The sequence below is a fragment of the Holzapfeliella saturejae genome, assembly GCF_037546065.1.
In the GTDB taxonomy this organism is placed as follows: Bacteria; Bacillota; Bacilli; order Lactobacillales; family Lactobacillaceae; genus Holzapfeliella; species Holzapfeliella saturejae.
Genome location: NZ_JAWMWG010000006.1, coordinates 13,516 through 37,071 on the forward strand (window position 1 = coordinate 13,516; position 23,556 = coordinate 37,071).

At 32.6% G+C, this 23,556-nt stretch carries 33 protein-coding genes; 21 read left to right on the forward strand and 12 right to left on the reverse strand.

Translation table 11 applies throughout. The features are described 5' to 3' along the window. Window positions 1-3: 3 nt before the first annotated feature. The 6 genes from R4Y45_RS07275 (at window position 4) to R4Y45_RS07300 (ending at window position 3,671) form a co-directional block, all read left to right on the forward strand. Window positions 4-417 carry a hypothetical protein gene (locus tag R4Y45_RS07275; protein WP_339970570.1) on the forward strand — a complete coding sequence of 138 codons (414 nt, stop codon included), beginning with the start codon at window positions 4-6 and terminating at the stop codon, window positions 415-417. Then, window positions 410-595, forward strand: a complete 186-nt coding sequence (locus tag R4Y45_RS07280) for an XkdX family protein (protein ID WP_339970572.1) — start codon at window positions 410-412, stop codon at window positions 593-595. The genes R4Y45_RS07275 and R4Y45_RS07280 overlap by 8 nt, the downstream gene beginning before the upstream one ends. A 27-nt stretch (window positions 596-622) precedes the next feature. Then, window positions 623-1,162, forward strand: coding sequence for a phage holin family protein (locus R4Y45_RS07285; protein WP_339970574.1), 540 nt, complete (start codon window positions 623-625; stop codon window positions 1,160-1,162). Then, entirely contained in the window at window positions 1,162-2,106 is a 945-nt protein-coding gene (locus R4Y45_RS07290) for an N-acetylmuramoyl-L-alanine amidase (RefSeq protein ID WP_339970577.1), read from the forward strand. Before R4Y45_RS07285 ends, R4Y45_RS07290 begins: the two co-directional genes overlap by 1 nt. A 126-nt stretch (window positions 2,107-2,232) precedes the next feature. Next, a complete protein-coding gene (locus R4Y45_RS07295; protein WP_339970579.1) occupies window positions 2,233-2,742 on the forward strand; it encodes a Panacea domain-containing protein in 510 nt (169 codons plus the stop codon). Further along, window positions 2,721-3,671 carry a hypothetical protein gene (locus R4Y45_RS07300; protein ID WP_339970581.1) on the forward strand — a complete coding sequence of 317 codons (951 nt, stop codon included), beginning with the start codon at window positions 2,721-2,723 and terminating at the stop codon, window positions 3,669-3,671. The genes R4Y45_RS07295 and R4Y45_RS07300 overlap by 22 nt, the downstream gene beginning before the upstream one ends. Window positions 3,672-3,711: 40 nt before the next feature. Here R4Y45_RS07300 and R4Y45_RS07305 read toward each other — a convergent pair whose 3' ends face one another. From R4Y45_RS07305 to R4Y45_RS07320, 4 genes are all read right to left on the reverse strand, one after another. After that, a complete protein-coding gene (locus R4Y45_RS07305; RefSeq protein WP_339970583.1) occupies window positions 3,712-4,806 on the reverse strand; it encodes a hypothetical protein in 1,095 nt (364 codons plus the stop codon). Window positions 4,807-4,830: 24 nt separating this feature from the next. Further along, window positions 4,831-5,013, reverse strand: a complete 183-nt coding sequence (locus R4Y45_RS07310; RefSeq protein ID WP_339970585.1) for a hypothetical protein — start codon at window positions 5,011-5,013, stop codon at window positions 4,831-4,833. A gap of 1,212 nt (window positions 5,014-6,225) precedes the next feature. After that, window positions 6,226-6,978 (reverse strand): NPP1 family protein, encoded by a 753-nt coding sequence (locus tag R4Y45_RS07315; protein WP_339970587.1) that lies wholly within the window; start codon window positions 6,976-6,978, stop codon window positions 6,226-6,228. A gap of 248 nt (window positions 6,979-7,226) precedes the next feature. After that, entirely contained in the window at window positions 7,227-8,081 is an 855-nt protein-coding gene (locus R4Y45_RS07320) for a replication initiator protein A (RefSeq protein ID WP_339970589.1), read from the reverse strand. Window positions 8,082-8,583: 502 nt separating this feature from the next. Between R4Y45_RS07320 and R4Y45_RS07325 the strand changes: the two genes are divergently transcribed. Beyond that, window positions 8,584-9,408, forward strand: a complete 825-nt coding sequence (locus R4Y45_RS07325; protein ID WP_339970592.1) for a ParA family protein — start codon at window positions 8,584-8,586, stop codon at window positions 9,406-9,408. Beyond that, window positions 9,374-9,733 (forward strand): hypothetical protein, encoded by a 360-nt coding sequence (locus tag R4Y45_RS07330; protein WP_339970594.1) that lies wholly within the window; start codon window positions 9,374-9,376, stop codon window positions 9,731-9,733. Before R4Y45_RS07325 ends, R4Y45_RS07330 begins: the two co-directional genes overlap by 35 nt. A gap of 64 nt (window positions 9,734-9,797) precedes the next feature. On the opposite strand, the gene R4Y45_RS07335 is transcribed toward R4Y45_RS07330, so the two are convergent. The 3 genes from R4Y45_RS07335 to R4Y45_RS07345 form a co-directional block, all read right to left on the reverse strand. Continuing rightward, a complete protein-coding gene (locus R4Y45_RS07335; RefSeq protein ID WP_339970596.1) occupies window positions 9,798-10,316 on the reverse strand; it encodes a DUF4352 domain-containing protein in 519 nt (172 codons plus the stop codon). A gap of 71 nt (window positions 10,317-10,387) precedes the next feature. Then, complete coding sequence (locus R4Y45_RS07340) at window positions 10,388-10,849, reverse strand: SHOCT domain-containing protein (protein WP_339970598.1); 462 nt, start codon at window positions 10,847-10,849, stop codon at window positions 10,388-10,390. A 167-nt stretch (window positions 10,850-11,016) separates the two neighbouring features. Further along, window positions 11,017-11,607: a hypothetical protein gene (locus R4Y45_RS07345; RefSeq protein ID WP_339970600.1), complete on the reverse strand. Its 591-nt coding sequence runs from the start codon at window positions 11,605-11,607 to the stop codon at window positions 11,017-11,019. 122 nt (window positions 11,608-11,729) lie between these two features. Here R4Y45_RS07345 and R4Y45_RS07350 point away from each other — a divergent pair, with 122 nt between their 5' ends. Continuing rightward, a complete protein-coding gene (locus tag R4Y45_RS07350; RefSeq protein ID WP_339970602.1) occupies window positions 11,730-12,650 on the forward strand; it encodes a hypothetical protein in 921 nt (306 codons plus the stop codon). A gap of 506 nt (window positions 12,651-13,156) precedes the next feature. Here the strand turns inward: R4Y45_RS07350 and R4Y45_RS07355 are convergent. The 4 genes from R4Y45_RS07355 to R4Y45_RS07370 all read right to left on the reverse strand — a co-directional run bounded on the left by R4Y45_RS07355 (window position 13,157) and on the right by R4Y45_RS07370 (window position 15,570). Beyond that, the gene (locus tag R4Y45_RS07355) at window positions 13,157-13,927 is read right to left on the reverse strand and encodes a sunset domain-containing protein (RefSeq protein WP_339970604.1); all 771 of its coding nucleotides are present in this window, start codon (window positions 13,925-13,927) and stop codon (window positions 13,157-13,159) included. Window positions 13,928-13,985: 58 nt separating this feature from the next. Next, entirely contained in the window at window positions 13,986-14,654 is a 669-nt protein-coding gene (locus R4Y45_RS07360; protein ID WP_339970606.1) for a sunset domain-containing protein, read from the reverse strand. Window positions 14,655-14,790: 136 nt separating this feature from the next. Next, entirely contained in the window at window positions 14,791-15,201 is a 411-nt protein-coding gene (locus R4Y45_RS07365; protein WP_339970608.1) for a hypothetical protein, read from the reverse strand. 18 nt (window positions 15,202-15,219) lie between these two features. Next, a complete protein-coding gene (locus R4Y45_RS07370) occupies window positions 15,220-15,570 on the reverse strand; it encodes a helix-turn-helix transcriptional regulator (protein WP_339970610.1) in 351 nt (116 codons plus the stop codon). Window positions 15,571-15,826: 256 nt separating this feature from the next. Between R4Y45_RS07370 and R4Y45_RS07375 the strand changes: the two genes are divergently transcribed. Genes R4Y45_RS07375 through R4Y45_RS07405 form a run of 7 tightly spaced genes read left to right on the forward strand, consistent with a single transcriptional unit; the run spans window position 15,827 to window position 18,673 of the window. Beyond that, the gene (locus R4Y45_RS07375; protein WP_339970612.1) at window positions 15,827-16,024 is read left to right on the forward strand and encodes an XRE family transcriptional regulator; all 198 of its coding nucleotides are present in this window, start codon (window positions 15,827-15,829) and stop codon (window positions 16,022-16,024) included. 24 nt (window positions 16,025-16,048) lie between these two features. Further along, window positions 16,049-16,972: a hypothetical protein gene (locus tag R4Y45_RS07380; protein WP_339970614.1), complete on the forward strand. Its 924-nt coding sequence runs from the start codon at window positions 16,049-16,051 to the stop codon at window positions 16,970-16,972. Next, window positions 16,969-17,478, forward strand: coding sequence for a single-stranded DNA-binding protein (gene ssb, locus R4Y45_RS07385; protein WP_339970616.1), 510 nt, complete (start codon window positions 16,969-16,971; stop codon window positions 17,476-17,478). Before R4Y45_RS07380 ends, ssb begins: the two co-directional genes overlap by 4 nt. A 41-nt stretch (window positions 17,479-17,519) precedes the next feature. Next, window positions 17,520-17,657: a hypothetical protein gene (locus tag R4Y45_RS07390; protein ID WP_339970618.1), complete on the forward strand. Its 138-nt coding sequence runs from the start codon at window positions 17,520-17,522 to the stop codon at window positions 17,655-17,657. Next, the gene (locus R4Y45_RS07395) at window positions 17,651-18,043 is read left to right on the forward strand and encodes a hypothetical protein (protein ID WP_339970620.1); all 393 of its coding nucleotides are present in this window, start codon (window positions 17,651-17,653) and stop codon (window positions 18,041-18,043) included. Before R4Y45_RS07390 ends, R4Y45_RS07395 begins: the two co-directional genes overlap by 7 nt. Before the next feature lie 47 nt (window positions 18,044-18,090). Continuing rightward, a complete protein-coding gene (locus R4Y45_RS07400) occupies window positions 18,091-18,498 on the forward strand; it encodes a RusA family crossover junction endodeoxyribonuclease (protein ID WP_339970633.1) in 408 nt (135 codons plus the stop codon). Next, a complete protein-coding gene (locus R4Y45_RS07405) occupies window positions 18,491-18,673 on the forward strand; it encodes a hypothetical protein (protein WP_339970622.1) in 183 nt (60 codons plus the stop codon). The genes R4Y45_RS07400 and R4Y45_RS07405 overlap by 8 nt, the downstream gene beginning before the upstream one ends. Window positions 18,674-18,889: 216 nt before the next feature. Here the strand turns inward: R4Y45_RS07405 and R4Y45_RS07410 are convergent, their stop codons facing one another. Continuing rightward, complete coding sequence (locus R4Y45_RS07410; protein ID WP_339970624.1) at window positions 18,890-19,873, reverse strand: hypothetical protein; 984 nt, start codon at window positions 19,871-19,873, stop codon at window positions 18,890-18,892. Window positions 19,874-19,958: 85 nt separating this feature from the next. Here R4Y45_RS07410 and R4Y45_RS07415 point away from each other — a divergent pair, with 85 nt between their 5' ends. From R4Y45_RS07415 to R4Y45_RS07435, 5 genes are all read left to right on the forward strand, one after another. Beyond that, complete coding sequence (locus R4Y45_RS07415; protein ID WP_339970625.1) at window positions 19,959-20,630, forward strand: hypothetical protein; 672 nt, start codon at window positions 19,959-19,961, stop codon at window positions 20,628-20,630. A gap of 184 nt (window positions 20,631-20,814) precedes the next feature. Then, the gene (locus R4Y45_RS07420) at window positions 20,815-21,246 is read left to right on the forward strand and encodes an ArpU family phage packaging/lysis transcriptional regulator (RefSeq protein ID WP_339970626.1); all 432 of its coding nucleotides are present in this window, start codon (window positions 20,815-20,817) and stop codon (window positions 21,244-21,246) included. 316 nt (window positions 21,247-21,562) lie between these two features. Further along, complete coding sequence (locus R4Y45_RS07425) at window positions 21,563-21,865, forward strand: HNH endonuclease (RefSeq protein WP_339970627.1); 303 nt, start codon at window positions 21,563-21,565, stop codon at window positions 21,863-21,865. Between the two features lie 133 nt (window positions 21,866-21,998). Further along, on the forward strand, window positions 21,999-22,373 hold the full coding sequence (locus R4Y45_RS07430; protein ID WP_339970629.1) for a P27 family phage terminase small subunit: 375 nt from the start codon (window positions 21,999-22,001) through the stop codon (window positions 22,371-22,373). Continuing rightward, window positions 22,373-23,556: terminase large subunit domain-containing protein (locus R4Y45_RS07435; protein WP_339970631.1), on the forward strand; the 1,184-nt coding region annotated here is incomplete at its 3' end. The genes R4Y45_RS07430 and R4Y45_RS07435, both read left to right, overlap by 1 nt.

Here is a 23,556-nt window from a genome sequence, read left to right on the forward strand (position 1 = left end):
ATTATGCAAACAGAACAAATTATGACACGAACATACAAAGACGGAACTATTCAACTCATCAATCGTGATGTGTGGAAAGAGTGGACAAACGGAAATCCCGAATTTAAAGCAATACACGGGCTTACTACCGTTGAAGTACCTGAAGAGTTACTTGATAGAGCGATCAAATTCAACACTCAAACGATGGTTTGGGAAGACGCAAGTGAAGATGAAATTAATCAAGTGAAAACACGAGTTAAACAACTATCTGACGACTTAGATAGAACTCAGGAAGAGCTTAGGAAAGCGCAAGCAAATAGCTCAAGAACTCAACAAGAAAGAGATGAGCTAAAAACTAAAGTAGACAACATGGACGACACCATCAGTCAGCTAAGTTTCCAACTAATGCAATCACAAGGAGGTACTGAAAATGCGTAAATTTCCAAATTTCAAAGCAATCAAAGGGTTTTATGATAGAAATCTTTGGACGGTAGACATGGTTAAAGTCGCAGTTGAAAAAGACTACTTGACTGCTGACGAATTCAAAACTATAACTGGTCAAGACTACACAACTGATCAATCACAAGAAAACAATACAGAAGCTACTGAAAAGTAGCTTTTTTATTTTGGAGGAGTTTATAAATTGAATTACGATAATTTTTTACCAACGGTATGGCAAGCGTTTATTCACCTTGTCGACCAACCACTTTTCGTGGCTTTCGCAGTAGTGTGGACTTTCGATATTTTCACAGGGCTTTTTAAATCTTTTTTTAAAGGCGCAAAAATCGGAGCAGATTCCACTACTGGTTTTAAAGGTCTGAAGAAAAACGTGCCTGTTTTGATGTTAATTTTGGTTTTATATCCGTTCTTTGACGTTCTTAATCTCGATGTAGTCGGATATGCTTTAACTAGCTTCTACATTGCTTTTTATGGACTTTCAATCATTGAAAATCTTGATGTTATGGGTGTGCCTTTTCCTAGTTTCTTAAAAGAGCGACTAGAGAAGTTAAAAGCTGATGCAGATAAAGGCGATTTATCTGATACGGATATCAAGTTAAAGAAAGACGTTGAACCCGAACATGTAGAAGAACCACAACAAACTAAAAAAGACCCGCAGGAAACACCTGACGAGTCTAAAAGAGCACCTGAACCAGTGAGTGCAGAAATCAAGGAGGATAAGTAATGTTTATTGAAAAACGAATCATTCAAGGACCCGATAGATACAAATCAGAAAGTAAAATCATTGTTATACACGAAACAGCCAATGCTAGATCAACAATTGATAATGAGGTTTCTAACTCAAATAACAACTGGGCTACACAGTATGCTTATGTTAATTATTTTGTTGATGACAAAAGGGTTGTACAGACTTTTGAAAATGGTTACCAAGTTTGGGGGGCTGGTCCAACCGCTAATAGCAAGGCTTACTCACAAATTGAAATGGTTAGAGTTTCAAAAGATAAATTCCCAGATCAAGTAAAACTGCTTGGTCAGTTAGTTGGAAAATTATCAAAAGATAGTGGTATTCCGATTACTTGGAACGTTCTGAATGGAATTACTACACATGCCGAGCTTAGTCGAACTTATAAAGAAGTTAATCACTACGACCCTGAAAGCTACGTGGCTATGCAAGGGTGGACTCTTCAACAATTTTATGACGAGGTGATTAAAGCAGCTAAAGGAGAAAATGACGATATGGACTTAACAAAATTAACTGGGCAATGTGCAGTAGATGCCTTGGGTGTAGCTTGGATTTCAAATCCTGGTGGTGCAATTTTATATGATGAAAAGAAAAAGCCAACTGACAGAGTGCTACCACTCGGCTCGCCTTGGGCATTTCACAATACTGATGACGGTATGTTGTCAGTAGGTGGTTTAATTGACCAAAAAGACGCACTAATTAAATTTAACCGTGGCAAAACTGGTGGAGACTATCGAGGTATGACAGTTAAAGTAATTACTGATGATTGTTATACACAACAACAACCAAAAACAGGTATGCCAGGCGTTCAGAAGTTACCACAAGGCGAGTTATACCTTGTAATTAACCAATCAGAAGATAAAAAATATTTTGATCTAGGTGTTAATCAGTGGGTCGACACGAGTAAATTAAATATCGTTTTGTGATTAATATATATTTTTTGCAAATATACTTGAAGCAACCTGTTGATTAAAGTATAATACTCTGCCATACTAATTTATGAAAGATAAATATATTTATAAATATATTTGACTTTTAAAGGAGGTATTTACATGGCAAACGCAATGGATGTAGCAGATTACATTATATATAAAGCTAAAGACTACGGAATGGTATCGAACCTACAACTACAAAAGATTATGTATTTTCTAAACGCAAAAAAACTAGTCGTAGATAATGAACCATTAGTAGATGAACCTTTTGAAAGATGGGACTATGGTCCGGTAGTTAGATCTGTTTATACAGAATATTCTATGAACGGTGGGAAAAAAATTCCCGCTCCTGAGAACCATATTATGTTTGATGAAAACCAAGAATTAGTTGAAAAAAAATTTGACGTCAACGAGTTAAAAATAGATACGGAAAACAAAAAGTTCATAGACAAATATATTGACTTTTTAGTAAAAATAAATCCTTTTGATTTAGTCGACAAAAGCCATGAAGAAAATCAGTGGAACGATTTGGGTCCTAACATGGCATATTCTGACAATGAAACCATTAAATTTTATCGAAATAAATTCAAAAAAGGAGAACAAATGAAATGGCTATCACCCCGTCCTTAGGTTCTCCGTCTGAAGTTGTTGCAGGTTTGATTTGTCAAAGTGGATCGTTATCAAAAAAAGAAGAAGCATTGCTAAAAAGTAAGGTCAAAGTTTTTATTGATAAAAAAATTCATGTTCCTTATGACATTATTACAAATGAAATTTTCAATAACATTGATGATACGGAGCTCGAAAGCGTACATCAAAATGCTGAACAAAAATTAAGTCAACTAGAATCTAGTTATCCTGAGGCATCAGCTTTTTGCACAGATGCAATTAGACATATCAAATTAGCGCAAATACAAAAAAGATTAATTATAGAAAAATCAAATAAAGCTAATACTAAAGCACAAGAAGCTTTTGAAACAGCTGAAAAAGCTGAAAAGATAATCGGTGAAATGGAAAATATACGAAAGAGCATATATACAGACTTTGTCTCTATTTTAGGTATTTTTACAGCTATTACTTTTGCAACATTCGGTGGTTTACAGTTATTAGGGAATGTTTTCGGGAACGCAGACTTAACTAATTCCAGAAATCTAGGGGCAGTTATAATATTGGGAGCAATATATATTTTTGGTACGTACATGTTGCTCAATACGTTACTCGTAGGAATCAAAAAGATTTCTTCTTTTGGTTCATCATCTCAAAAATCTAATAAATACGCCGATAAAGTATATTTTACAGAATTAGTTGAAGAAACTAAGAAAAAAAGTGGCAAATTTAAAATTTTTAGAAATTTTGGAATTGTTATCTGGGAGAATTTGATAAAAAGAAAGAGAAAAATTAACTATCAAGAACGAAATCAATATCTATTATCTAGAAAAATAATGTTTTGTATGATTATATTTTCGATAATATTAGCATGTGCAGGAATGTTCTTTATGACTAGAGATTTCTACGAAAACGATCCTGATAAAACTCCAACTTTTAACATTCATCAACAATAATAAAAAGCCTTACTCTTTCGAGTAGGGCTTTTTTGTGTGTTTAAAATTTAGTTTTAGTTGTTTTATATGATATTACTTTGATTTTTTTGAAATTTATAAACCCATTTTTTAATACCTGATTAATTTGTTCTAAGTCCTGGGCTTTTTTATCTACAGTTTCTTTCAATTCACTCAATTCTTTTAAATCCGATACGTTTGTTTGATGGACAACATAAAAACATCTTAAAAATAAAATTCTGTCTGTAGTAAAAAAAAGTTTTTTAACTTTAGGGGAAAAAATCTTATAAGCAATATAATACAAAATTATAAAAATGAAAAATACAATCACTTTTCTTAATCCGAAAGGCAACATTTTTACCAAACTATTATTTTTAATAAAATCTGGTAGACTTAGATAATTTATACAAGCCATAGCAAATAAGAAAAGGAAATAACATAATTTGAACCTGTTTAATTTTGTATTAACCTGCCCTTTCTTTTGATCTTTTACATCGTCAGAGTTGATGCCCATTAAACTTATCAAGGTATCTGCACTCAAGAAAAAAGAAAAGAAACTTGTTGTCACTGAAAAAATTTGAAAGACTTCAACACTAAAGTCAGAAACAAACCAATATAACAAACCAACTATTACATAGAAAATAATTACAAACAGGAGCTGCTGAAATCTTTCTTTGTTGCGATTGCGCAAATTTTCTTTAAAACATCTCGATTTAATTGATAAATCTTCAGAAAGACGACTACTTGATTCCACTCCTATATATAAAACAAAAAGCCAAAGTGTTACAGCAACGATAATTACTGGCGGACTAATTTGGGGAAACCAATATACTGTAATTGGGAGAAAACCCACGAGCCAACTAATCGCCAAAGCTATATTTTTTTGTCTTTTTGCACAGTTATAAATGATATTACAAAATACAATAGTAATATAAATTAAAATTACAATTTTAATTAAATTATTAAAAACAAAGTTGCCTTCTAAAAGGTTCTTAAAAAATAAAAAAAGCATCGTAATAGATGCATTTGAAAATATCACCTTTAAACACTTTTTATAATAATCATGTAAGTATATTCCATCCTCAACTTTAACCCAAATTACATTGCATATATGCGTTATTATTTTTTTAAAATCCAAACTAATCTCCTCCAATTATTTTACTTAAAAATTCTCATCATAAAATTTTTCAAGTTTATCAACAGTGGTCAACGTCAAACTTGTAACTTTTCTATCGCCTCGACGCAATTCACTAATTCGACTTGCTGATATTCCTGAAGCTTTTCCGATTTCATAACCTGAGTAGTCAGATTTAAGTATCTGATTAATTTTTTCAATTGCTCTCATTATTTTTTATCTCCTTTGGTTTTCTCGTACCAATTTATTAAAATATCTCCGCCTTTAAGTGTTATAAAAACACCTATAAGAGCCAATGTTACTCTTGTGTTTGAGCTGACAGGTAACAAAATGGCTAAAAGCCAAAATGCAAACGGTAATAATCTGATTAATATTCTCATAGTATTGTGTTAGAATTAGGTACAATGAAGTAAGCCTCTCGGCTTATTCGTCATCTTTGTCATCATAGTGTTTTTGGATTTCTTCTTTGCACACTCTCCAAGCTGTTGGGATAGTTAGGAGTGATAAGATAATTCCAAGAATACTGTTAACGTTTTCTAACACGTTGTCACCTCCTTTCCTTAACTTATATATATATTATAACCCCGCTGGGTTATAAAGTCAAGGGAAACAGGTAAAAAGATTTAAAAAAGCCCACTTTTTAGTGGGTTTTTTTGTTTTGTTTATCTCCTATACCATAATTAACATAAGAAATCACGCTAAAATCGATATTTAAGCAAAGTGAATACCTTTATCAATAAAGGTATGGGTTTTTACCTAGAAGGTTCAAAAAATCAATGTGCGGGCTCTCATTGGCAAATAACGATATATGTGGTATTATGAATTTATAAATCAAGCGTACTACTTCGCCTTTCTCGAATTTTTACCGAAAGGAGTGGTTACCTATGAAAGTGACAACCGAATTCGGATTATAAGAGAAAGGAAAAAACCTTTGAACGAGGCATTACTATATTTGCAAATTGCAAAAATAGTAATTGATATTGCTTTAATTGGAATTAAGAACTGGCCAAAAGTCAGAAAAGCTTATTCTCGATTTTTAGAGCAAATCAAAAACACAAAAAAATAGCTTAGAACTCCGACGAAAAAGTTCTAAGCTATTACAGACAACTACGAGAAAGACGAACACCGAGTTACTTGATTTATATATCAGTTCAACCTTGACGATAGGTTGAACTTTTTTATTTGTCCGTATCTCTATTAATAGAATACCACATAGGGCGGTCGCCCTACAAGTAAAAACGTTGCTAGAACGGGGTGTATAGACGTTTTCCACAGGCTATAACCCGCTTCATAATAACGTTTTATTATATTTTAATTTAATAAATTTTAATTTAATAAGTATATTAAGAAATTAAAAACCACCCTCATTACAAAGGTGGTTAGGAATGATGAGGTTTATCCTCACATAACTAGTTTAACACATTAAAATGTACTTAATGATTTCTTCAAATTATTTTCGAAGCTACCATCTTTAAATGGAACGCTGGCTTTACCAAAATCAGTAGTATTTAAAGCATTACGAGCTGCAGGTGTTAAATCATTCCAATCAATTAGTGGCTGTGTACCGCCAACTTCACCGTTAGATGGTGATAATGAATGATCAACAAACTTAGGAACAGGTTTCATGTTGTCATATCCAACTAAAACGTTATTACCTCGGAAAGTTTTGCTACTGTAACCGTAACTAGTATATCCACCATGTGCTGAATAAGAAACTTTCAGCACTTTAGGATTCTTATTTGATGGGTTATCTAACCAAACAACAATATTTTCCCAATCATGTCTATGTCCTGCGATATGAGTATCCGGTTCATCTTTAGGGAAGTACCAAGAGTACATGATTGCCCATTTACCTTGATACCAGCCTGAACGAGCATAAACTTGTCCTGTACTTTTACTTGCATGCCCTTTAGGGTCACCTGATGGTTGTAATCCACCACTAGTGTTCCCCGCAGCATCTACAGCAGGAAATGGCACTGCTCCACTATAAACTTTTAAGTATGGTTTATATTGTTTTTCAATTCTTTCAGTTAAATTTGATGGTGCAGTTTCTTGAAATCCTACTACTTTATCATGATTAATTACAGCTGCAGAAGTTTCTGTTGAATGACTTACAGCAAAAAAACTTAGTCCTAATGTTGCAGTAGCTAAAGTTGTAAAAAGTTTTTTATTCATCGTTATTCCTTCAATTAAATTTGATACTTTTATAGTAACATATGTGAAAAAATATTTATAAGTACGTAAAAAATATCATGGATACTATCTTTCATTGCTTTTTACTTTTATTTTTTTCCACCCAAAAAATCTGAAATAGCAAAAATTATGCCTAAAATCATTAACCAACCAAATATAGAATCTATACTTAACCTCTTCCTCCTTATTATGATTTAATCTACCTTAGCGTAGTTTACTGTACCCCATAATTATGCCACTAAATAAGCGTTAGCTTGCTCTTCAAAAAGATTGATAAGCGAACGCATGATGTAAGCGGCTTTGTTTTTAGCTACGCGTTGTGACGTGATAATGATTTTCTTGATATCAGAGGTTAGTTTATTTGTCATGAAATTGTTTAATTCAAATCTAAAAGCAGCATCAGCTGGTCCGATTAGTCGTTCAGCGTTCTTTTTAGCTACACTCTTTGCTTTAAAGATTATACCTGCGTAGTTGTATAGTTTGTCTGAGTCATTAAAAGCATAAGTCTTTAGAGTAGCCACTAGTGGTTCAGGTAAGCCACTCTCTGTTAATGATTGACCTAGAACTTCAACTGCATCTTTCTTCATAATCTCACTAACTTCTTCTTTAGGCTTTTCGACCACTTCTTCGGTATGTGGTTCAGCTTTAACTTTATTCTCGATGATATCTTCTAAAACGTCCCAGGTGTCATTTGTATCATTTGTATAGTTAGTATGATTAGAGTTAGTATGATTAGATTCTAATTTTTGAACTTTGGGAGGTTCAATTTTTGAACTTACGGTAGTTTCTTCTTCTGTAAGGAAAATCTTAGTAGCTCCGTTAAAACATCTAGCTTTTTTGATGTATCCTAGTTTTTCTAGTTTTTTGAAGATGTTAACAGTTGTGCCTTTTGAAAGATTTAAATCTTCCATCATTTCATCGATTGTGTAGATCACGTAAAAATCATCTTGTTTTTTATCAAAAAAGTTGTCACGTTTAACTGATGATTTCATACGATCAGTCAAAAGTGAAAGTGCTAATTTGTCGTTGGAGTTAAGTTCTTTGTTTTTTAGTACTGATTTGTTTAGTTGGATAAATTGTGTCATTTTAAAAATCTCCTCTAATTTGTTTTTGATTTTTAAAATAAAAATGATATAATTAACACATAAATCAAAGAAATGTGTTGAATCTTTTTTGATTTTCATTTTAAAAATTTTCTATATTTTTGTTCGAGCGATCGTCCCTGCCAGGATGGTCGCTTTTTTGTATGCCTTAATTTAACTATATTTACCAAAGAAAGTCAAACTTATTTATTTTGCGCATGCGCATATGTCTGCATATTAATATATTCGCATGTTGATATATTCGCATATAAATATGCTTGCATATGGTTATTTTTAATAAGAAACATTTCAGGTTTTATTTTTCTATGTAATCAAAGCTATTAAAAACATTTTTCCAAAAACATATGAACATATGGATATGTTGATATGCTCACATATGTGTATGCTCGTCTACATGTATACACGTATATGCGCATATGTGTAGATTGATATATGTGTATACAAAAGTTATAATGAAAAAAGAACAAAATCAGGAGGAATAAAAATGGTAAAAATAGTTACATTTGGTAATTTTAAAGGAGGGACAGGTAAGACCACTAATAGTTGTTTAGTTGCTTATCAGCTCTCTAAAAAAGGTAAGAAGGTATTAGTTGCCGATTTAGATCCGCAAGCAAATGCAACTTCTTTATTCTTAAATACAAAACAAGCACAAACTAATGAAGTAATTAAATTTGATACCACTTTGATGAGTGCGATTAGTAATAATGACCTTTCACCAATCCTTACTGAAATCAAAGAGAACTTATATTTATTACCTAGCTTCGCCGACTTTACTTCATACCCATTGTTTTTGGAGAAGAAATATCCAAATAGTCAGAAAGATAGAGCATTGCACTTTTCTAAGTTATTAGAGCCAATCAAAGATGAGTTTGATTACATTATCATCGATACACCACCGACTGTTTCATTATTTACTGATTCAGCGTTAATGGCTTCTGATGATGTTGTTTTAGTTCTTCAAACGCAAGAACGCTCTTACGCAGGTTGTGAAGCGTTTATCGAGTATCTTAACGAGTTAATTATCAACTACGATGCAGATTATAAAATTGCTGGAATTCTACCAGTGTTGCTAAAAAATAACTCACAAGTAGACAAAATGATTTTACAAGAAGCAGAAAAACAATTTCATAAATCTAATATGTTTGAAAACATCGTTAAAAACATGGAACGTCTAAAGCGTTACGATATTATTGGTATTGTTGACCAAGATTGTAAGGCGCAAAAACACGACATGCACGATAGAAGAGTAAATGCTTTGTATAGCAAAATTACTGATGAATTTATTGAAAGGGTTGAAAACGATGGCTAAGGGTGAAGACTTATTAACTGCTAGACTTCAAAAGAATAAAAAAGAAGCAGCTTATCCAAAAAATGTTTTTTCAAGAAATGAGTTACCAACATCTAATCCGGAAATTAAAAAGATAGATAAACAGAGAAGGAAAGAGAAAGCAACTTCATTAAGATGTTATCCTGAAACAGCTAACACAGCTAAGGCTGTTGCTGAGGTTCTAGGAATGAATAGTATCGGTGATTTGCTTGATGAAATGCTGTTCGCTAAACTAGATGAGTTAACTTCTGAACAAAAAGCAGAATATAAAGCACTAAGAAGAATTTATGATAAGAAGAAAAAATAAAGGTAGCCTAACGGCTACTTTTTTTGTGCATATAAAAAAGCCACTCATTGAGTGGCTTGATTAATTATTCCTTAACTTCAAAAGCAAATTTTGCTTTATCGTTACCAAGCATATTTGGCTTAAAGTTCATTTCAAACTTACCTAAATCGTTTGTTGCTACATAGTATGTAGAGCTTGCATTTTTACCAGCATCAATGGTTGATAAGACGTTATCATACAAAGCGTATCTGTTTAGCTTTTTATCTGCTGGGTCGTACATGTCAATTGTATCTAGTAAAGTTCTATCTTTGTCATCGCCGTTCTTGACTGTATAACTTACTTTTACAACATATTTAGGTGTTCCACCTAAGTCTTTATCTGTATATTCATTACGTTGGTCTGTAAGCTCTACTTTATCTACTGTGTAACTAATCTTGTCAACTGTTACAGTATCACCAATTCCACCTACGTTTGTCTTTGGTGCTTCAGATGATTGTGTAGTTTGTTGTTCCCCTGATCCCTTTTGAACTGTTGCTTCTTTTGACGAACATCCAGCAAGCAACATGGCACTAGCAAGTGTTACGATTGTTAATGTCTTTTTCATTAGAAAATCTCCTCTAAATTTTTTAAATACCTATTAAGCTTACCAAATTCTTTATGTTATTAATAGTAATTTTATAATTCTAATAGTTCTGTTTTCTTAGCATCAAATTCGTCTTGAGTTAAAACGTCTTGATCAAGTAATTCTTTCAACTTCTTAATTTCATCTGCTACAGATAGATTATTTGTAGAGGAATTATCTTTTTTTCTATAGATAATGCTGTTTATGTAACTTTTGATTTCGTCAATTTTTTCTTGATCTTTATGCACAAATAAAACACTATTTTCATCGAGTCCTGCTGCCAGAATACCGTTCTTTGTCTCAGGGCTTCCTGTATAAGCTAATTGGATATAGCCCTTTGTAAAAATAGTAGGTTTTTTAACTTGTACACTTGTGATGTTATTAATATTAATTTCTTTTTCACCACTTAATCCGTGTGTTATTTTTTTACTAAGGCCTTTTCGTTTGATTTTTAGCATCTCATCACTAATAGTTATTGTAGTTTTATCATGTTTAAAATAAAATTCTTTTTCCATTCTTAATCCTCCTAATCTTCATGTAGTTTATTGTAACAAAAAACTATTCTTGTGGTCTCTATTTAAATCTATCTTACTTTAGGTGCGATAATTTACGTACTGTTTTCATGATAGCACTTCCAATTAATATTTTAGTATATAAAAAAGCCACTTAGGTGACTTTAAATTTAATTTTCAGTTATTTGTGAGACGTTAAACTTAAACGCAGCATAACCTTCATCAACTTGTTTTTGGCTAGTAAAACTAGATGTATCTCTAGAAGTAAATCCTATCTTGAAGTCGCCGGCATTATCAGTAGCATAAGAAATATTGGCGTCTATTTGTGTTCCGGGGTTTAAAATTGTTTGATCAATATTCCCACTAAATGTAAAAGGTTTAAGACGTTTATTTTGGGGGCCATACATTCCGATGTTAGCAAAATTACCTACATCAACTGATTTATTAGAGTTGTTTTTGACATTATATGTAACCGTGACAACATTAGGTGCGTAAATCTCTCCGGCTGGATATTGATACATACTCAAAGGTTCTACTTTAGCTTTTATGATTGAATAAGTCACATTGTCAATTGTGATTTCTTTATTGAACCCTTCAGCTGTATTTTTATCCTTTATTAATTGTGTAGATGATGTTGACTCTGATGATACGACATTTTGATTAGCAGAAGAACTTTGACCGCTACTGGTATCATTTTTAGAACATCCGGACAAACCTACTGCAGAAAGCGCCAAAAGTGGTAAAATTAAACTTTTTTTCATTTTATTTCCTCCAAAAATATAATCCACTTTCAAGTATAACAAAAAAGACCACTAATGTAGTTTAAACATATATTCTTGCGTGTGTGATAAAATAATAAAATAATCATGCGAGGAGTTAAATAATGAAAAACAAAAAGAGAATAACTAAATTACTTGTATTCAGTACCGTATCTATCGGAATAATGCAGTTTGGTACAAATCAAGTGCATGCTGAAATAACAGATAACAAGGGGAATTTTGTGATTAATTTAAAAGGCGGTCGCGGTGGTGGTCATACAGGTGGTCGTAGCACAGGAGGACAAAGTAAATCCAGTCCCTCTAAGTCAACGACAAAGAGTGGCTCTAGCAATACAAAAAAGGGCAGTTCTAGTAACACTACAACCAAGAAAAGTAATTCAAGCACTACCAAAAAAGATGAATCTAATGCTACAACCAAGAAGAGTAAATCCAATATTACTGAAAAAAGTAGCTCAAATAGCACAACGAATAGTAGCGCTCAAAACAGTATTAAAGACAATAGTTCCTCAATAGAGAGTAAATTTAACAATAATTCTAATAAAAATAGCAGTAAAACGGCCACTAATAAAAACAATAGTAGCCGTACATCAAATAGTGGGTATTCAAGTGTTTTATATAGCAAGTCAAATCAACAGCAGCAAAACAATAATTCATCAAGTAACAAATTTATGTCTTATCTACCTTGGATTGCTTTGGGGTATTCTATGTGGAATAACCATAAGCTCACTTCACAGAATCAATACCAAACGGGTTATCAGCAGGCATTGTATAATAATCCTAGTTTACAGCCTAATTTAAATAATAATGGGTTTGGAAATAATCATGGTGCAAGTTTAGATGATAACTTTGATAGTGGGAGTATGGCACCTGTTAATTCTGGCTATAGAGGAGCAACTACAAATTATTCGGAGACAGAAAAAACAAGTTTCAATATATTTCCTTATATAATAGGTGGATCTTTATTAGGAATTGGAGCTTATGTAATATTTAAATTTTATAAAAAAGGTGTTAAATCAAACAATTGACATATTTGAGTTTTTGTTTTTAAACAAATATACACTCAATAATTATGGGGATAGTACTTAATTATCTTAGTTATATAGCGTTTTTTTTGACAAGCTGACAAAAAACTTTTGGCTACGTCTTGACAAAAATAGTTCTGGATTCATATAATAAACGTGTAGAAAGCACAAAAAAAGCCCCTGCCACAAACAGGGGCAGAGACGTTATCAGCTTTCGTATTAAAAATACTAGTAACCAATAGATAACCTGCTAGGCTGTACACCTAAGGCAAGGTTATTTTTTTTTGTGGTCTATTATTATCACAACAATGCTAATTGTGTTAAAAAGCAATGTGCTAAATAGAACCAAATTGTTAAACATTTGGAGCGTTCTCCTTTCTTTCGATTCCTTTAAAAAGGTTGGTCATAAAATCACCTCCAAAAGTACCGAAAGCCAAAAACGTCTCCAAGTTGATTATAAAATAAATGTGTAATTGATATCAACCTAAAAAAGTCACTCTACTGAGTGACTAATTCTTTGCTTTTCGATATCCAGCATTAATTGCTTGCTGTTCTGTATCAAAGTAAACTCTATTTTGATCTTTTACTTTATCGTAGCTTCTACCACCAGGAACGTGATAAATTCCAGAATCTCTATTAGCAATGATTTTACCATTAGCAGGGCTGTATGTTGATTCTGTAGTAGGTTTTTGATTGTTATTTACTACTGGTGTAGTTGTTGTGGCACTTGAAAAAACTTTTTGACCTCTTGAAGATTCGTTCTTAATCTTAGCATAGTCGCCACTGATCCATTGGTTTGCACCAATTTGATACCATGTCTTACCGCTTACAACTTGTCTTTGTGTTGTTTTGTAATCAGCACCATGTTTAACTTGTCCGTTTGTACCAGTCATTGCTGGAGAAGTCCAAATATTAACACTAAGTCCAGGTTTATAGTTGATTGTAATAGTCGCATCTAAAGATTGAGATGAGTTTTCATTACCTAAGTCGTAATATTGTTCACTTGCCCATTCGTTGTTTCCAACAAGATACCATGAGCGACCATTTGCTCCTGTGACAGTTGTATTGACTAACCATTGTGAGTTAGTTGGTAGGTAGTGACCAGTTACATTAGCATTGGATTGTACATTTCCCCATGTTGCAATACCATAGCCACTAACATAGTTAACTGTAGCTGTTTTATCTGGTGTGGCAGCTTCAGCAGTATTAGGTTTTGTGAAACTTAATCCGATGAAAGCACTAGCTAAAGCTAGTCCCGAAAGAATGTGTGATTTTTTCATTAGAATCCTCCTTGATATATATGTTTAATTATAGCAAAAAAGCCATTCGATTGAATGGCTAATTTTTTGCTCTTTTATAACCAGCTGCTTGGGCCTCGGCTTCAGAATTAAAGTAAACAGTGTTTGCTTCACTTAATTTGTTGTAACTTTTTCCACCTGGAACATGATAAATTTTGCTGTTGATATTTCCTTTGATTGAACCATGTTGTGCGGGTGTAGCTGTAGTAGTTTGTTGGCTAGTTTCATTGTTAGTTGTTGTATCTGGCTTAGCGTCTTCTTTACTTTGGTTGGGTTGTTCCCCGCCATTATTATTGATAGCAGGGTTCATAGCTCCTGTATTTGAATTAGAAACTGAAGACTGTTGCTGAGCAGATGAACTTGAAGCACTTTCTATTTTAGAAGATTCTTTTTCACTAGAAGCACTAGAAAAAGATGACTCTGATGAAGAACTACTTTCAAGTGATTCGCTAGATGATGAACTGTCAATACTAGAAGATGACTGGTTTGATGCTCCAGCATCAGCTTTCTCAACTGGAGGAGCAGTAACACCTACACCAATTATAGAAATAACTAAAACTCCTATACTGATGTATAGTTTTTTTTGAATTGATTTTTTTAAATCAATTTCTTTTCTATTAGTTACCTTTCTTCTTCGTATGAATTTAACAGTATATGTAATTATAGCAATAATTGCTATAGTCGATATTATTGCAAAAAAATTCGCCATTATTCTTTTCCCCTCCAAAAATTATAATCACTTTTTAGTATAACAAAAAAGACCACGGAAGTGGTCTAAAAATATACTCTCGCGTGTGCGAGAAAAAGACTAAATGAATCCCGTCCAAATTCAGACACTTTTGTTTCTATTTGAATCTGTCTTCAAACACTTTAACTACTTTCCATCGTTCACAACTAGGTACAGCAAACATAGTCATAAAATTTTCTATGTTAAGTAAAGTAATCTCTGATTCTAGTATGTACTCATAGTAGTACTGCACGAGCAAACTTATAGCATATGCATCAGCTGCACCTTCGCACTTGATATGTGTAGTAGAAGTAGTAGTAGCTGTTTCTGTATCCTTAAATATATGTGCAATTTCATGAGCTAAAACCAATGGTAATTCGCGTTCATTGTACCAGTTCATGTTGAGAATAATAGTTTTCTTTTTTGGTACTGCAAAAGAAGGTGTGTGACTAGTTAAACTTCTGGTTTCAACTACTCCTATTCCATGATTAAAAGCAAGCCCCAACAAATGTTTTATAATAACATCCATATAATTCCCCCAGGAGTTTTATTTTAAATTTGAATCTAAAATCTTTTTAATTACAGCTAGATCCTCTTCAGGTATTTCTTTTCCACCATACATAAAAAGTGGGCCATATTCATCTTCAATTTCAGTTTTTAAATCTAATGTTTTTCTTTCAATTTTCTTGTCATCGTCTATTCCATCATCTAGTAATTTTTTATAAGAAACTCCTAGAGTCTCACCAATTTTTACTAAGTATCCTAAGTTGATTTTATCAGAGCTTTTGTGTTTCCAATTATATATGGCATTTCTACTTAAACCAGATTTTAACGCAACCTCAGGAATACTCATAGATTTTAATGTTGCATATTTTTTAATATTTTCAAAGACAGTCATACATAGGGTTTCCTTTCAATCAAACTGAAAAAAGAACACAACGGTGTGATTTTTTGTTTACAAAACACATGGCGGTGTATTATACTTTGTTTACAGTTTTCTAAAATAAGTTATTTAAAGCAAACAAAAACTCATTGTTTAGGATTGATAGTAATCTTTGTTTGTTTATTTATTGTACCCATATCGTACACAACGGTGTGTTTCTAGTCAATACTTTAAAAAGCTGTATAAAGTAAAGTGAAGGAGAGATATTAAAATGTCTAAACAAGAAAAAGAGATTAAAAAGAGATTAATTGATTTAGAGTTAAAGCAAATTGATGTTATCAACCATTTTGGATGGTCAAAACAGTACTTCAGAGACCTTATAAAAGGAAAAACAGAAGGTCCGGCAGCTGTGAAAAATTTAAAAAAGGTGTGTCACTTCCTAGGTATATCTTCTATTATCGAGGAATAATAATTTAATTCGATGGAGGTCAATATGGAAAAACTAGATTTTTTAAAACAACACTATGCTTTTGATCAGTGGTTGCAATTTGACGATGACTTAACTGCTTCAGCCAAGTCAATATACGAAACTATCCTAACTAAATACGTTTTGGCTAAAAGACCAGAAAAACTAACATTACCTCATAGTTTAATCATGTTGTCAGCTAAAGTATCAAAAACAACCTTTTTTAAGCAGAGAAAATTATTAGTTGAAAAAGGACTTATTAAGATTATTAATCGTGGCGAAAAAGCCCCAATTTATGAAATTGTGCCACTTTATGAAACTAAAAAAGAAGAAGTACCAGAATCTAAAGAAGAACCTAAAGTTATAGCTAGTGCTTCAACTAATCCTGAACCTAGTTCCGTAAGTGGTTCGTCTTCTAGTTCGCAACCCAGTTCGCGTTTGCGTTCAAAAACGGGAATATATAATAATTATAATTTAAATCATAATCTAAATACTCTCTCTAGTAAGAGTAAAGATATAGATAGTGAATCTTCATTTTTATCGGAGAGATTATTTAAAAAAATCAAAGAGAGAGATGAGCAATTTACTAAACCAGATTTAACTAATTGGGCAGTTACTTTTCAGATGATGAAGGATGATGATAAACGCCCTTTTGAAGAATTAAAGCGAGTGCTGAACTTCTCGCAAACTGATCCATTCTGGAAAGGAAAGATTAATAATCCCAGAGCCTTTAACCGTAACTACACAACGCTAAAGAACCGCATGGAAACACAAGATAAACCAGTTGCTACAAGTGGGGGTAATACGGGCTATACGACAAACAACAGACCAGTGCATAAAGAGATTGCGACTGACTGGTCGAAGTATCAACAAAGTACTAAAAAGCCTAAAGATACTGATAATAAAGCATTACAAAACGTCTTACAACAGATTGAGGTGGCCAATAAATGATGAATGTCACAATCCTAGAAGGGCGGCTGGTTCATGATGTTGAAGTTAAACAAACCTCAACAGGAGTCGCAGTCGCACAGTTTAGACTAGCTGTAAATCGTAGCTATAAGAATGCTAATGGCGAACGAGAAGCAGATTTTATTAATTGCGTTATTTGGCGGAAGTCAGCAGAGAACTTAGCAAACTTTACAGCTAAGGAAGCCTTAATTAGCGTGAAGGGGCGACTACAAACGCGAAGTTATCAAGATGCAGATAGTAAAACAATCTACGTCACAGAGCTAGTCGTTGAACAGTTTTATTTGCTGGAGTCTAAGAAGAATGGCAAAACTGGCACGAGCAGAACGCCGACAAGCAACAGTAGCTATCAAGGAGTCAGTCAAGTGGAGAACGCAACATCGCATTCGGGCGGATTGGGAAAGAGTCCAAACAAGAAAAGTACATTCACTGATCCATTTGCCGATAGTGGAAATACGATTCATATTGAAGATGATGATTTACTGTTTTAAGTGTGCCACGGATTAAGAGTGAATAACTGGAGGAAAAGGTCATGACAAAACAAGAACAGCTACTCGATGCCACCAATCAATACATTACTAATCGACTTGAAGGCGATAAAGAAGTGCCAACTATGAGCGAGATAAAAGCCTTTATTCAAGAATATAAGGAGGCATTATTAGCATGTTAGAAAAACTAAGAACAGAGATTGAGCAAAAGACATCTAAAAGAGCTAGTTCATTGTTTGATATTCTGTTAAAAAGAATGGATTCGGACACGTTTACAACAACGCTGACGGTGAATAGTGAATTAGATAATTACAAAAAGAAAAAAGCCTATCAGCAGGTTATTCTAGCAGTCAATGAATTATCAAAGTATCAAGTGATGATAAAAAATAATTTAGATTCAGAAGTTTATAACTTGTTTATCGCTAATTATTTAAGCGACCGAAAGAATAAGTCAGTGAATATCATGCTTAATAGCGACTTAATTAAACGGTTGGAATCAAGTGATAATGCTCAGTTAGAACTTATCGAAGAAGATAGCAATTACATTTACATTGAAGACTGGGATTAGAGAGGAGTTGAGTCAAAATAATAAAGCTAGTTTATGACACAGAACCTATAGCACAAGGAAGACCTAGATTTACTGGTCAGTATAAAAATGGTGTGAACAGAAAACATCAAAAAGCTTATGATACCAAGAAGTCAAAAGTATATAAGAATCATATTTTGATATTAACTAAGTTTCAATATCACGGTGAGGTATTAGAAGGACCAATAAAAATTAATGCTACATTTTATCGTCTAATTCCTAAAAGTATCTCGCAAGTGAAAAAAGACAAAATGATGTCTGGGAAAATAATGCCTTGTGTTAAACCAGATTTAGATAACTACTTCAAAGCAGTGACGGATGCGATCAATGGTGTTGTGTTTCGTGATGATAAGCAAATTGTTGAAGTTCATATGTTCAAAAAATACAGTGATTCTCCCAGAACAGAGCTGGAGATTGAGGAGGTTATTGGTGAGTAGCTATGAAGATAATTTAGCAGTTAAAGAGATTATTCAAAGTCAGATTAATGGGGATGCAATATATTTAGATAATCAAGTTAGAAAAGCTAGATCAATTCTTATCAAGGAAAAGCGGAAAAGAGAAATTAGTGAAATATATGTATTGGCTAATAGAGTCAGGGTAAGTAAAAGATAATTAACCTGAATTAAGAGGGATGCAAATTTTAGATAGTTGATTGTTTTGGAGTTAAAGTGATTGTTAAGGTACAAAATCCCACATAGATAAACAATAGAGAATCAGGGATGCACTTAGTATAGTTCAAGAAAGAGGTATTCCCAGAAGTAAGAATGGTATAAAAAACCTCATAATTATTTATGGTTAGTTCAATAATTATGAGGAGTTTCAATAAGTTTAATTTTTATGCTTTTTATATTCTTTATATTCTTTTCTTTTGTATGGTCGTTTTAATCCACGAGGTCTACCTGAATGCTTGTGATAAAAAGTTTTCTTTTCAATCCAGCTATTCATCAGAGATTTATTTCTTGTTATGGATATTAACACAGGAAACAATATTATCCACCAGCTGATAAACACCAAAGAAAACATAGCGATTTTATGTGTTTGATTATCGAGTATTAATTCTTTGTGCACATTAAGCACAGGGCTATCTGAATTAAAGATAAATAACGATATGGCTTGAGATACGATTATAGATAAATAAAATAATTTCAAAAGAAAAAATTGAGCTTCAATATTTGCAGATATTGTGGTATTTCTATTTTTATTGGGTGATAGAAGTAAAAATAAATTCTTAGGATCTAATAAAAACAGAATAATCGTTGTAAAAAAAGAAAATACTGTGAAATTATCTGTAGTAGGAATCAGCATTATTGCTATAATAAGCGCAATAATAGCTGAATATATTAATTTGAACCATATTCTCTTTATTTGATTTTTAAAATCCAAATGAACTGATTGGAATTCCGATGGCATCGTATCTTGAAAAAAGATAGATACAAGCAGAACTAATATGTTAATCAAAGTTCCATATAGAGTGTATACCATATATTGATCCGCATTATCTGAAAATGGGGTTGACCAAAAATACATTTCAAATAAGATGAGGACTAAAGCAGGGTAAAGGTAGATATATGCTAAAAGGTAATTTTTATTATTGATTAAATTTATCATCTTAATCAGTACTATAATTAAAAATATCGCATATATGAACTTAGTGAATTCATAAAACAATATATCTGTTTTAATGGTTAATGTCATTAACATTATTGTTAATATAAGGATAGATAGTGCTTTAAATTGATAGCGGGAGTTAGCACCAAATTTTGCTTTAAATTTTTCAAAAAAAGATTTATGTGTTTTTTGTTTACGAATCATTCAATATTCCTCCAACTTTTTATAAAAATTATAAAAAATACAATACTTATTATAAACGAAAAAAATAATAAAGGAGCAGAAACAAATGAATTTAATATTAGCATTTATATCATCAGGAGCATTAGGTTTTATAGCCTATCAAGTATCACAATCATTTGGATTTTTAGATTTAGAGGCAAATGATAGTTTTAAAAAAGCATTTTCAGTCTTTTTATCTTTCATGGGTACGATAGTTGCGATGATGGCAATGAATACAATTAATTTTGAAACACCATCACAAATATTTATATTAGTAATACTATCTCTGTTAATAGTGATTTTGCTGATGGCAGCTATATCTGCCGTTATACCAATGGCAAAAAAATATAGATCTAATATAAATATAAAAAACGTAAAAATGACACCTAGTGATAAAAGTCCATTTTCGTTTAATTTAGATGCTATTGAAAAAGTTATGCATGAAAATAAAAAGAAACCTTATGTAGCAGTTTTTGATAAAGATAGAAAGCTAATAATATCAGGGATAGCCAGAGGAATTCCGACAGATAAGGATAAGTTACAATTCACTTTTAGTGAAAAGATAAATAGTGTGCAAGACTTTATTCCTAAAAATATTCAAGGTGAGCTAACAGACTTTGAAATTATGAAGCAAGCGGTTGAATGTAATCCAGGAGCATCTACAATAACTTATTTTTCTGATGTCAAGGAATATATATTCGTGACTTTTGCACCAGATGCAATACTAGATGAAAAGTAAAAAAAAAGATTAATCTTTTTCTTTTGATTCATCATTCTGTTTTTTAGGAATCACATATGTAGGTTTAGAAATTTTAGGGTAGCTCTCCTCCAGGTTTTTACTACGTTTTTCATCACACATTCTTAAACACCTCCTCTGTTAAAAATCATATCACAGACTAATTTAATAATTAAAAATAATCGAGGTGATAACTATTACTCTATTCAAAGAATTAGACTATAAATCAACTAAAACTAAAGCTAAAAATGTTTTAAAATCAGTATCTAACTTAGTATTAATTCTTTCTAGTTCTTATGAATCTAAAGTTACGCAGACGTTTAGCTTAGAACTTAAAACGTTTGGTAATAGTAATTTCAATGCTTTAGATGAACATTTAGCTAGACAAGATGAAGCTGAAGAAGAGTTATCTACTATATATAAAGCATTTAATGCTTTAAGTGTTAATGATAGAAAAATATTGTATTTAAAATATTTAGATCAACACAAAAAGCCTGACTTCATGATTATGACTGAATTAGGTTATTCAGAAAGCCAGTTTTATAATTTGCTAGACTTAGCGATTATTAAGTTTGCCCATGCATATAAGTTTGGGGAGTTACTTGAATACGAAAAATAAAATCGGAGTTTTTGTGGAGAATCGTAGGAGTTTGTTAGGAGTCAAGGGTGTTACTATTAGTATAGTGATAATTTTAAAGTTGTCCTTGAATATTACCTTAGTACTTTTGAACAATGAACAAAAAAGTGGTATGCTCAAAACAGTGGTGGGTTATCCTATCATGAACTCTGTTGATTTAGAGCAAAAGTTTCGTTATTCTCCTAAAGTTTTTTCGTAAAATCTTATCTTATATAACTAGTTCTATCAGAACTACAAGTACCAACCAAGACACTCAATGAGTGTCTTTTTTTATACCTATTTTTAGGAGGAATTTGATATGAATCATGAGTTCTACAAATCAAAACGATGGCAGATGAAACGAGAAAAAATACTTAGACGTGATCAGTATGAATGCCAAGAGTCAAAGCGTTATGGGAAGACAATACCTGCTGAGATGGTTCACCATATCTATCCGGTTACTGATTATCCAGAGCTAAGGTTTCAAGACTGGAACTTAATCTCGTTATCTAATAAAGCACATAACACGATGCACAACAGAGACACAAACGAAGTAACAGGACGTGGTCTTTACTGGCAGAATAAAAGAAAAAGAGAATTTAAAAATTTAAAAAATAAATAATCCCCCCACCTTCTAAAATTTAAAAAATAGCTTAGGAGGAACGAGGGGGTAGAGCTTTTTCCAAGTGCGGCGAATATTTTTAGTAAATGGGTGTGAACCCATTTTTATTTTGCTTAAAAAAGGGGTGTGAGAAATGACAGATAAGGAAAAGCGAAGAAATAAAGTTATCAGACAAATGAAGGCACTCGGTACGTATCAACCTGGATATGCCGATATTATCAATGTTTATGTGGATTTAATGCTTCAATACGATGCACTACAAAGCCAGTATGAAGCAAGTGGCTACCAAGTGACTGAAGAGTACACTAACAAGGCTGGTGCTACCAATCAACGTAAGGTGCCAATCTTAAATGCTCTTGAAACTCTGCGAAAAGACATTGCTACTTACTCTGACAGACTGCAACTCAACCCTAAAGCGAATAAACAGGAAGTAGTCGCTGATAAGAAAGATAGTGGTAACTCTTTTGACTCTCTAATCTCTCAATTAGGTAAGGAGAGTGGTAATTGATGAGTAAACACTTTGATACCGCTCTTAAATTTGCTAAAGATACTGTAGCTGGTAAGCGATCGGCTAATGTTGAACAAAAACAAGCAAGCCAACGTTTTTTAAATGATTTAAAACGTACGGATGAGTTTGATTTAAGAATGGATCAAGCGGATTTTGTTATCAATTTAATTCACACAACCATTGTTCATCAACAGGGAGAAGACTTGAATGGTAATCCTCTTCCAGGAACACCTTTCATTCTGCAACCTTGGGAAATCTTTTGTGTAGTTAATATACTTCTTTTTTTTCACAAAGGAACTAACCTACGTAGATTCCATGAAGCTTTGATTTTAATTCCTCGTAAAAATGGGAAAACTGCTTTTTCTGCTGCGTTTGGTTGGGCCTTATCAATTCTAGAAAGTGGTTCAGGTTCTAAACTATATATTCTGGCCAATTCGTTGAAACAAACAATGGAGTCCTTTTCTTTCCTTCAATACAATATCGATAAATTCAACGACAAAAGCTTCAAAGTCAGAAATAACAACGCTGAACACTCCATATCAAGAAAAGTCGGCGATGGTTCAATTTATATCCAGGCCTTAGCTAGTGATGAAAAACGTTTGGACTCATTGAATGCTAACCTTTTAATTTTAGATGAGTTACACACTTTTAGAAGTTCAAAAAAATATATCTTGATGAAAAATGCTCAAAAAGCATATCGAAATAAATTATTGATTGGTATCAGTACTGCTGGTGATGTTCCAAATGGGTTTTTAGCTCAACGTCTTAAATATGTTCAAAGGATACTAGATAGGACTATCAAAGCTGATGACTACTTTGTTTTTGTAGCAAAAGCTGACCAAGATGAGAAAGGCGATGTGCCAGATTTTACTAATCCGGATGTTTTAGCTGCTGCTAATCCATCTGTTGGTGTATCAGTATCAATCGATGATCTAGTTGAAGATGCTTTACTTGCTCAGAATGACCCTCAAACACGGTTAGAGTTTTTTAATAAAACTTTGAATGTCTTTACTGCTTCAAGTAATGCTTACTTTGACCTCAACGAATTTAGAGCCAGCGATGATAGCTATGACTGGTCGCTAGATGACCTAAGAAAGATGGATATCGAGTGGTACGGAGGTGCTGACTTGTCTAAACTACATGACCTTACCGCCGCTGCTTTATATGGTAGATATGGCGATGT

What these genes read in the sequence shown, in the direction of transcription:
- R4Y45_RS07380 (WP_339970614.1), top strand. Translation starts at nt 16,049, where the DNA reads ATGGAAAAACTAGATTTTTTAAAACAACACTATGCTTTTGATCAGTGG.
- R4Y45_RS07335 (WP_339970596.1), bottom strand. Translation starts at nt 10,316, where the DNA reads ATGAAAAAGACATTAACAATCGTAACACTTGCTAGTGCCATGTTGCTT.
- R4Y45_RS07300 (WP_339970581.1), top strand. Translation starts at nt 2,721, where the DNA reads ATGGCTATCACCCCGTCCTTAGGTTCTCCGTCTGAAGTTGTTGCAGGT.
- R4Y45_RS07365 (WP_339970608.1), bottom strand. Translation starts at nt 15,201, where the DNA reads ATGGATGTTATTATAAAACATTTGTTGGGGCTTGCTTTTAATCATGGA.
- ssb (WP_339970616.1), top strand. Translation starts at nt 16,969, where the DNA reads ATGATGAATGTCACAATCCTAGAAGGGCGGCTGGTTCATGATGTTGAA.
- R4Y45_RS07360 (WP_339970606.1), bottom strand. Translation starts at nt 14,654, where the DNA reads ATGGCGAATTTTTTTGCAATAATATCGACTATAGCAATTATTGCTATA.
- R4Y45_RS07280 (WP_339970572.1), top strand. Translation starts at nt 410, where the DNA reads ATGCGTAAATTTCCAAATTTCAAAGCAATCAAAGGGTTTTATGATAGA.
- R4Y45_RS07340 (WP_339970598.1), bottom strand. Translation starts at nt 10,849, where the DNA reads ATGGAAAAAGAATTTTATTTTAAACATGATAAAACTACAATAACTATT.
- R4Y45_RS07295 (WP_339970579.1), top strand. Translation starts at nt 2,233, where the DNA reads ATGGCAAACGCAATGGATGTAGCAGATTACATTATATATAAAGCTAAA.
- R4Y45_RS07325 (WP_339970592.1), top strand. Translation starts at nt 8,584, where the DNA reads ATGGTAAAAATAGTTACATTTGGTAATTTTAAAGGAGGGACAGGTAAG.
- R4Y45_RS07430 (WP_339970629.1), top strand. Translation starts at nt 21,999, where the DNA reads ATGACAGATAAGGAAAAGCGAAGAAATAAAGTTATCAGACAAATGAAG.
- R4Y45_RS07275 (WP_339970570.1), top strand. Translation starts at nt 4, where the DNA reads ATGCAAACAGAACAAATTATGACACGAACATACAAAGACGGAACTATT.
- R4Y45_RS07390 (WP_339970618.1), top strand. Translation starts at nt 17,520, where the DNA reads ATGACAAAACAAGAACAGCTACTCGATGCCACCAATCAATACATTACT.
- R4Y45_RS07425 (WP_339970627.1), top strand. Translation starts at nt 21,563, where the DNA reads ATGAATCATGAGTTCTACAAATCAAAACGATGGCAGATGAAACGAGAA.
- R4Y45_RS07310 (WP_339970585.1), bottom strand. Translation starts at nt 5,013, where the DNA reads ATGAGAGCAATTGAAAAAATTAATCAGATACTTAAATCTGACTACTCA.
- R4Y45_RS07415 (WP_339970625.1), top strand. Translation starts at nt 19,959, where the DNA reads ATGAATTTAATATTAGCATTTATATCATCAGGAGCATTAGGTTTTATA.
- R4Y45_RS07345 (WP_339970600.1), bottom strand. Translation starts at nt 11,607, where the DNA reads ATGAAAAAAAGTTTAATTTTACCACTTTTGGCGCTTTCTGCAGTAGGT.
- R4Y45_RS07355 (WP_339970604.1), bottom strand. Translation starts at nt 13,927, where the DNA reads ATGAAAAAATCACACATTCTTTCGGGACTAGCTTTAGCTAGTGCTTTC.
- R4Y45_RS07290 (WP_339970577.1), top strand. Translation starts at nt 1,162, where the DNA reads ATGTTTATTGAAAAACGAATCATTCAAGGACCCGATAGATACAAATCA.
- R4Y45_RS07410 (WP_339970624.1), bottom strand. Translation starts at nt 19,873, where the DNA reads ATGATTCGTAAACAAAAAACACATAAATCTTTTTTTGAAAAATTTAAA.
- R4Y45_RS07395 (WP_339970620.1), top strand. Translation starts at nt 17,651, where the DNA reads ATGTTAGAAAAACTAAGAACAGAGATTGAGCAAAAGACATCTAAAAGA.
- R4Y45_RS07350 (WP_339970602.1), top strand. Translation starts at nt 11,730, where the DNA reads ATGAAAAACAAAAAGAGAATAACTAAATTACTTGTATTCAGTACCGTA.
- R4Y45_RS07330 (WP_339970594.1), top strand. Translation starts at nt 9,374, where the DNA reads ATGAATTTATTGAAAGGGTTGAAAACGATGGCTAAGGGTGAAGACTTA.
- R4Y45_RS07375 (WP_339970612.1), top strand. Translation starts at nt 15,827, where the DNA reads ATGTCTAAACAAGAAAAAGAGATTAAAAAGAGATTAATTGATTTAGAG.
- R4Y45_RS07315 (WP_339970587.1), bottom strand. Translation starts at nt 6,978, where the DNA reads ATGAATAAAAAACTTTTTACAACTTTAGCTACTGCAACATTAGGACTA.
- R4Y45_RS07320 (WP_339970589.1), bottom strand. Translation starts at nt 8,081, where the DNA reads ATGACACAATTTATCCAACTAAACAAATCAGTACTAAAAAACAAAGAA.
- R4Y45_RS07370 (WP_339970610.1), bottom strand. Translation starts at nt 15,570, where the DNA reads ATGACTGTCTTTGAAAATATTAAAAAATATGCAACATTAAAATCTATG.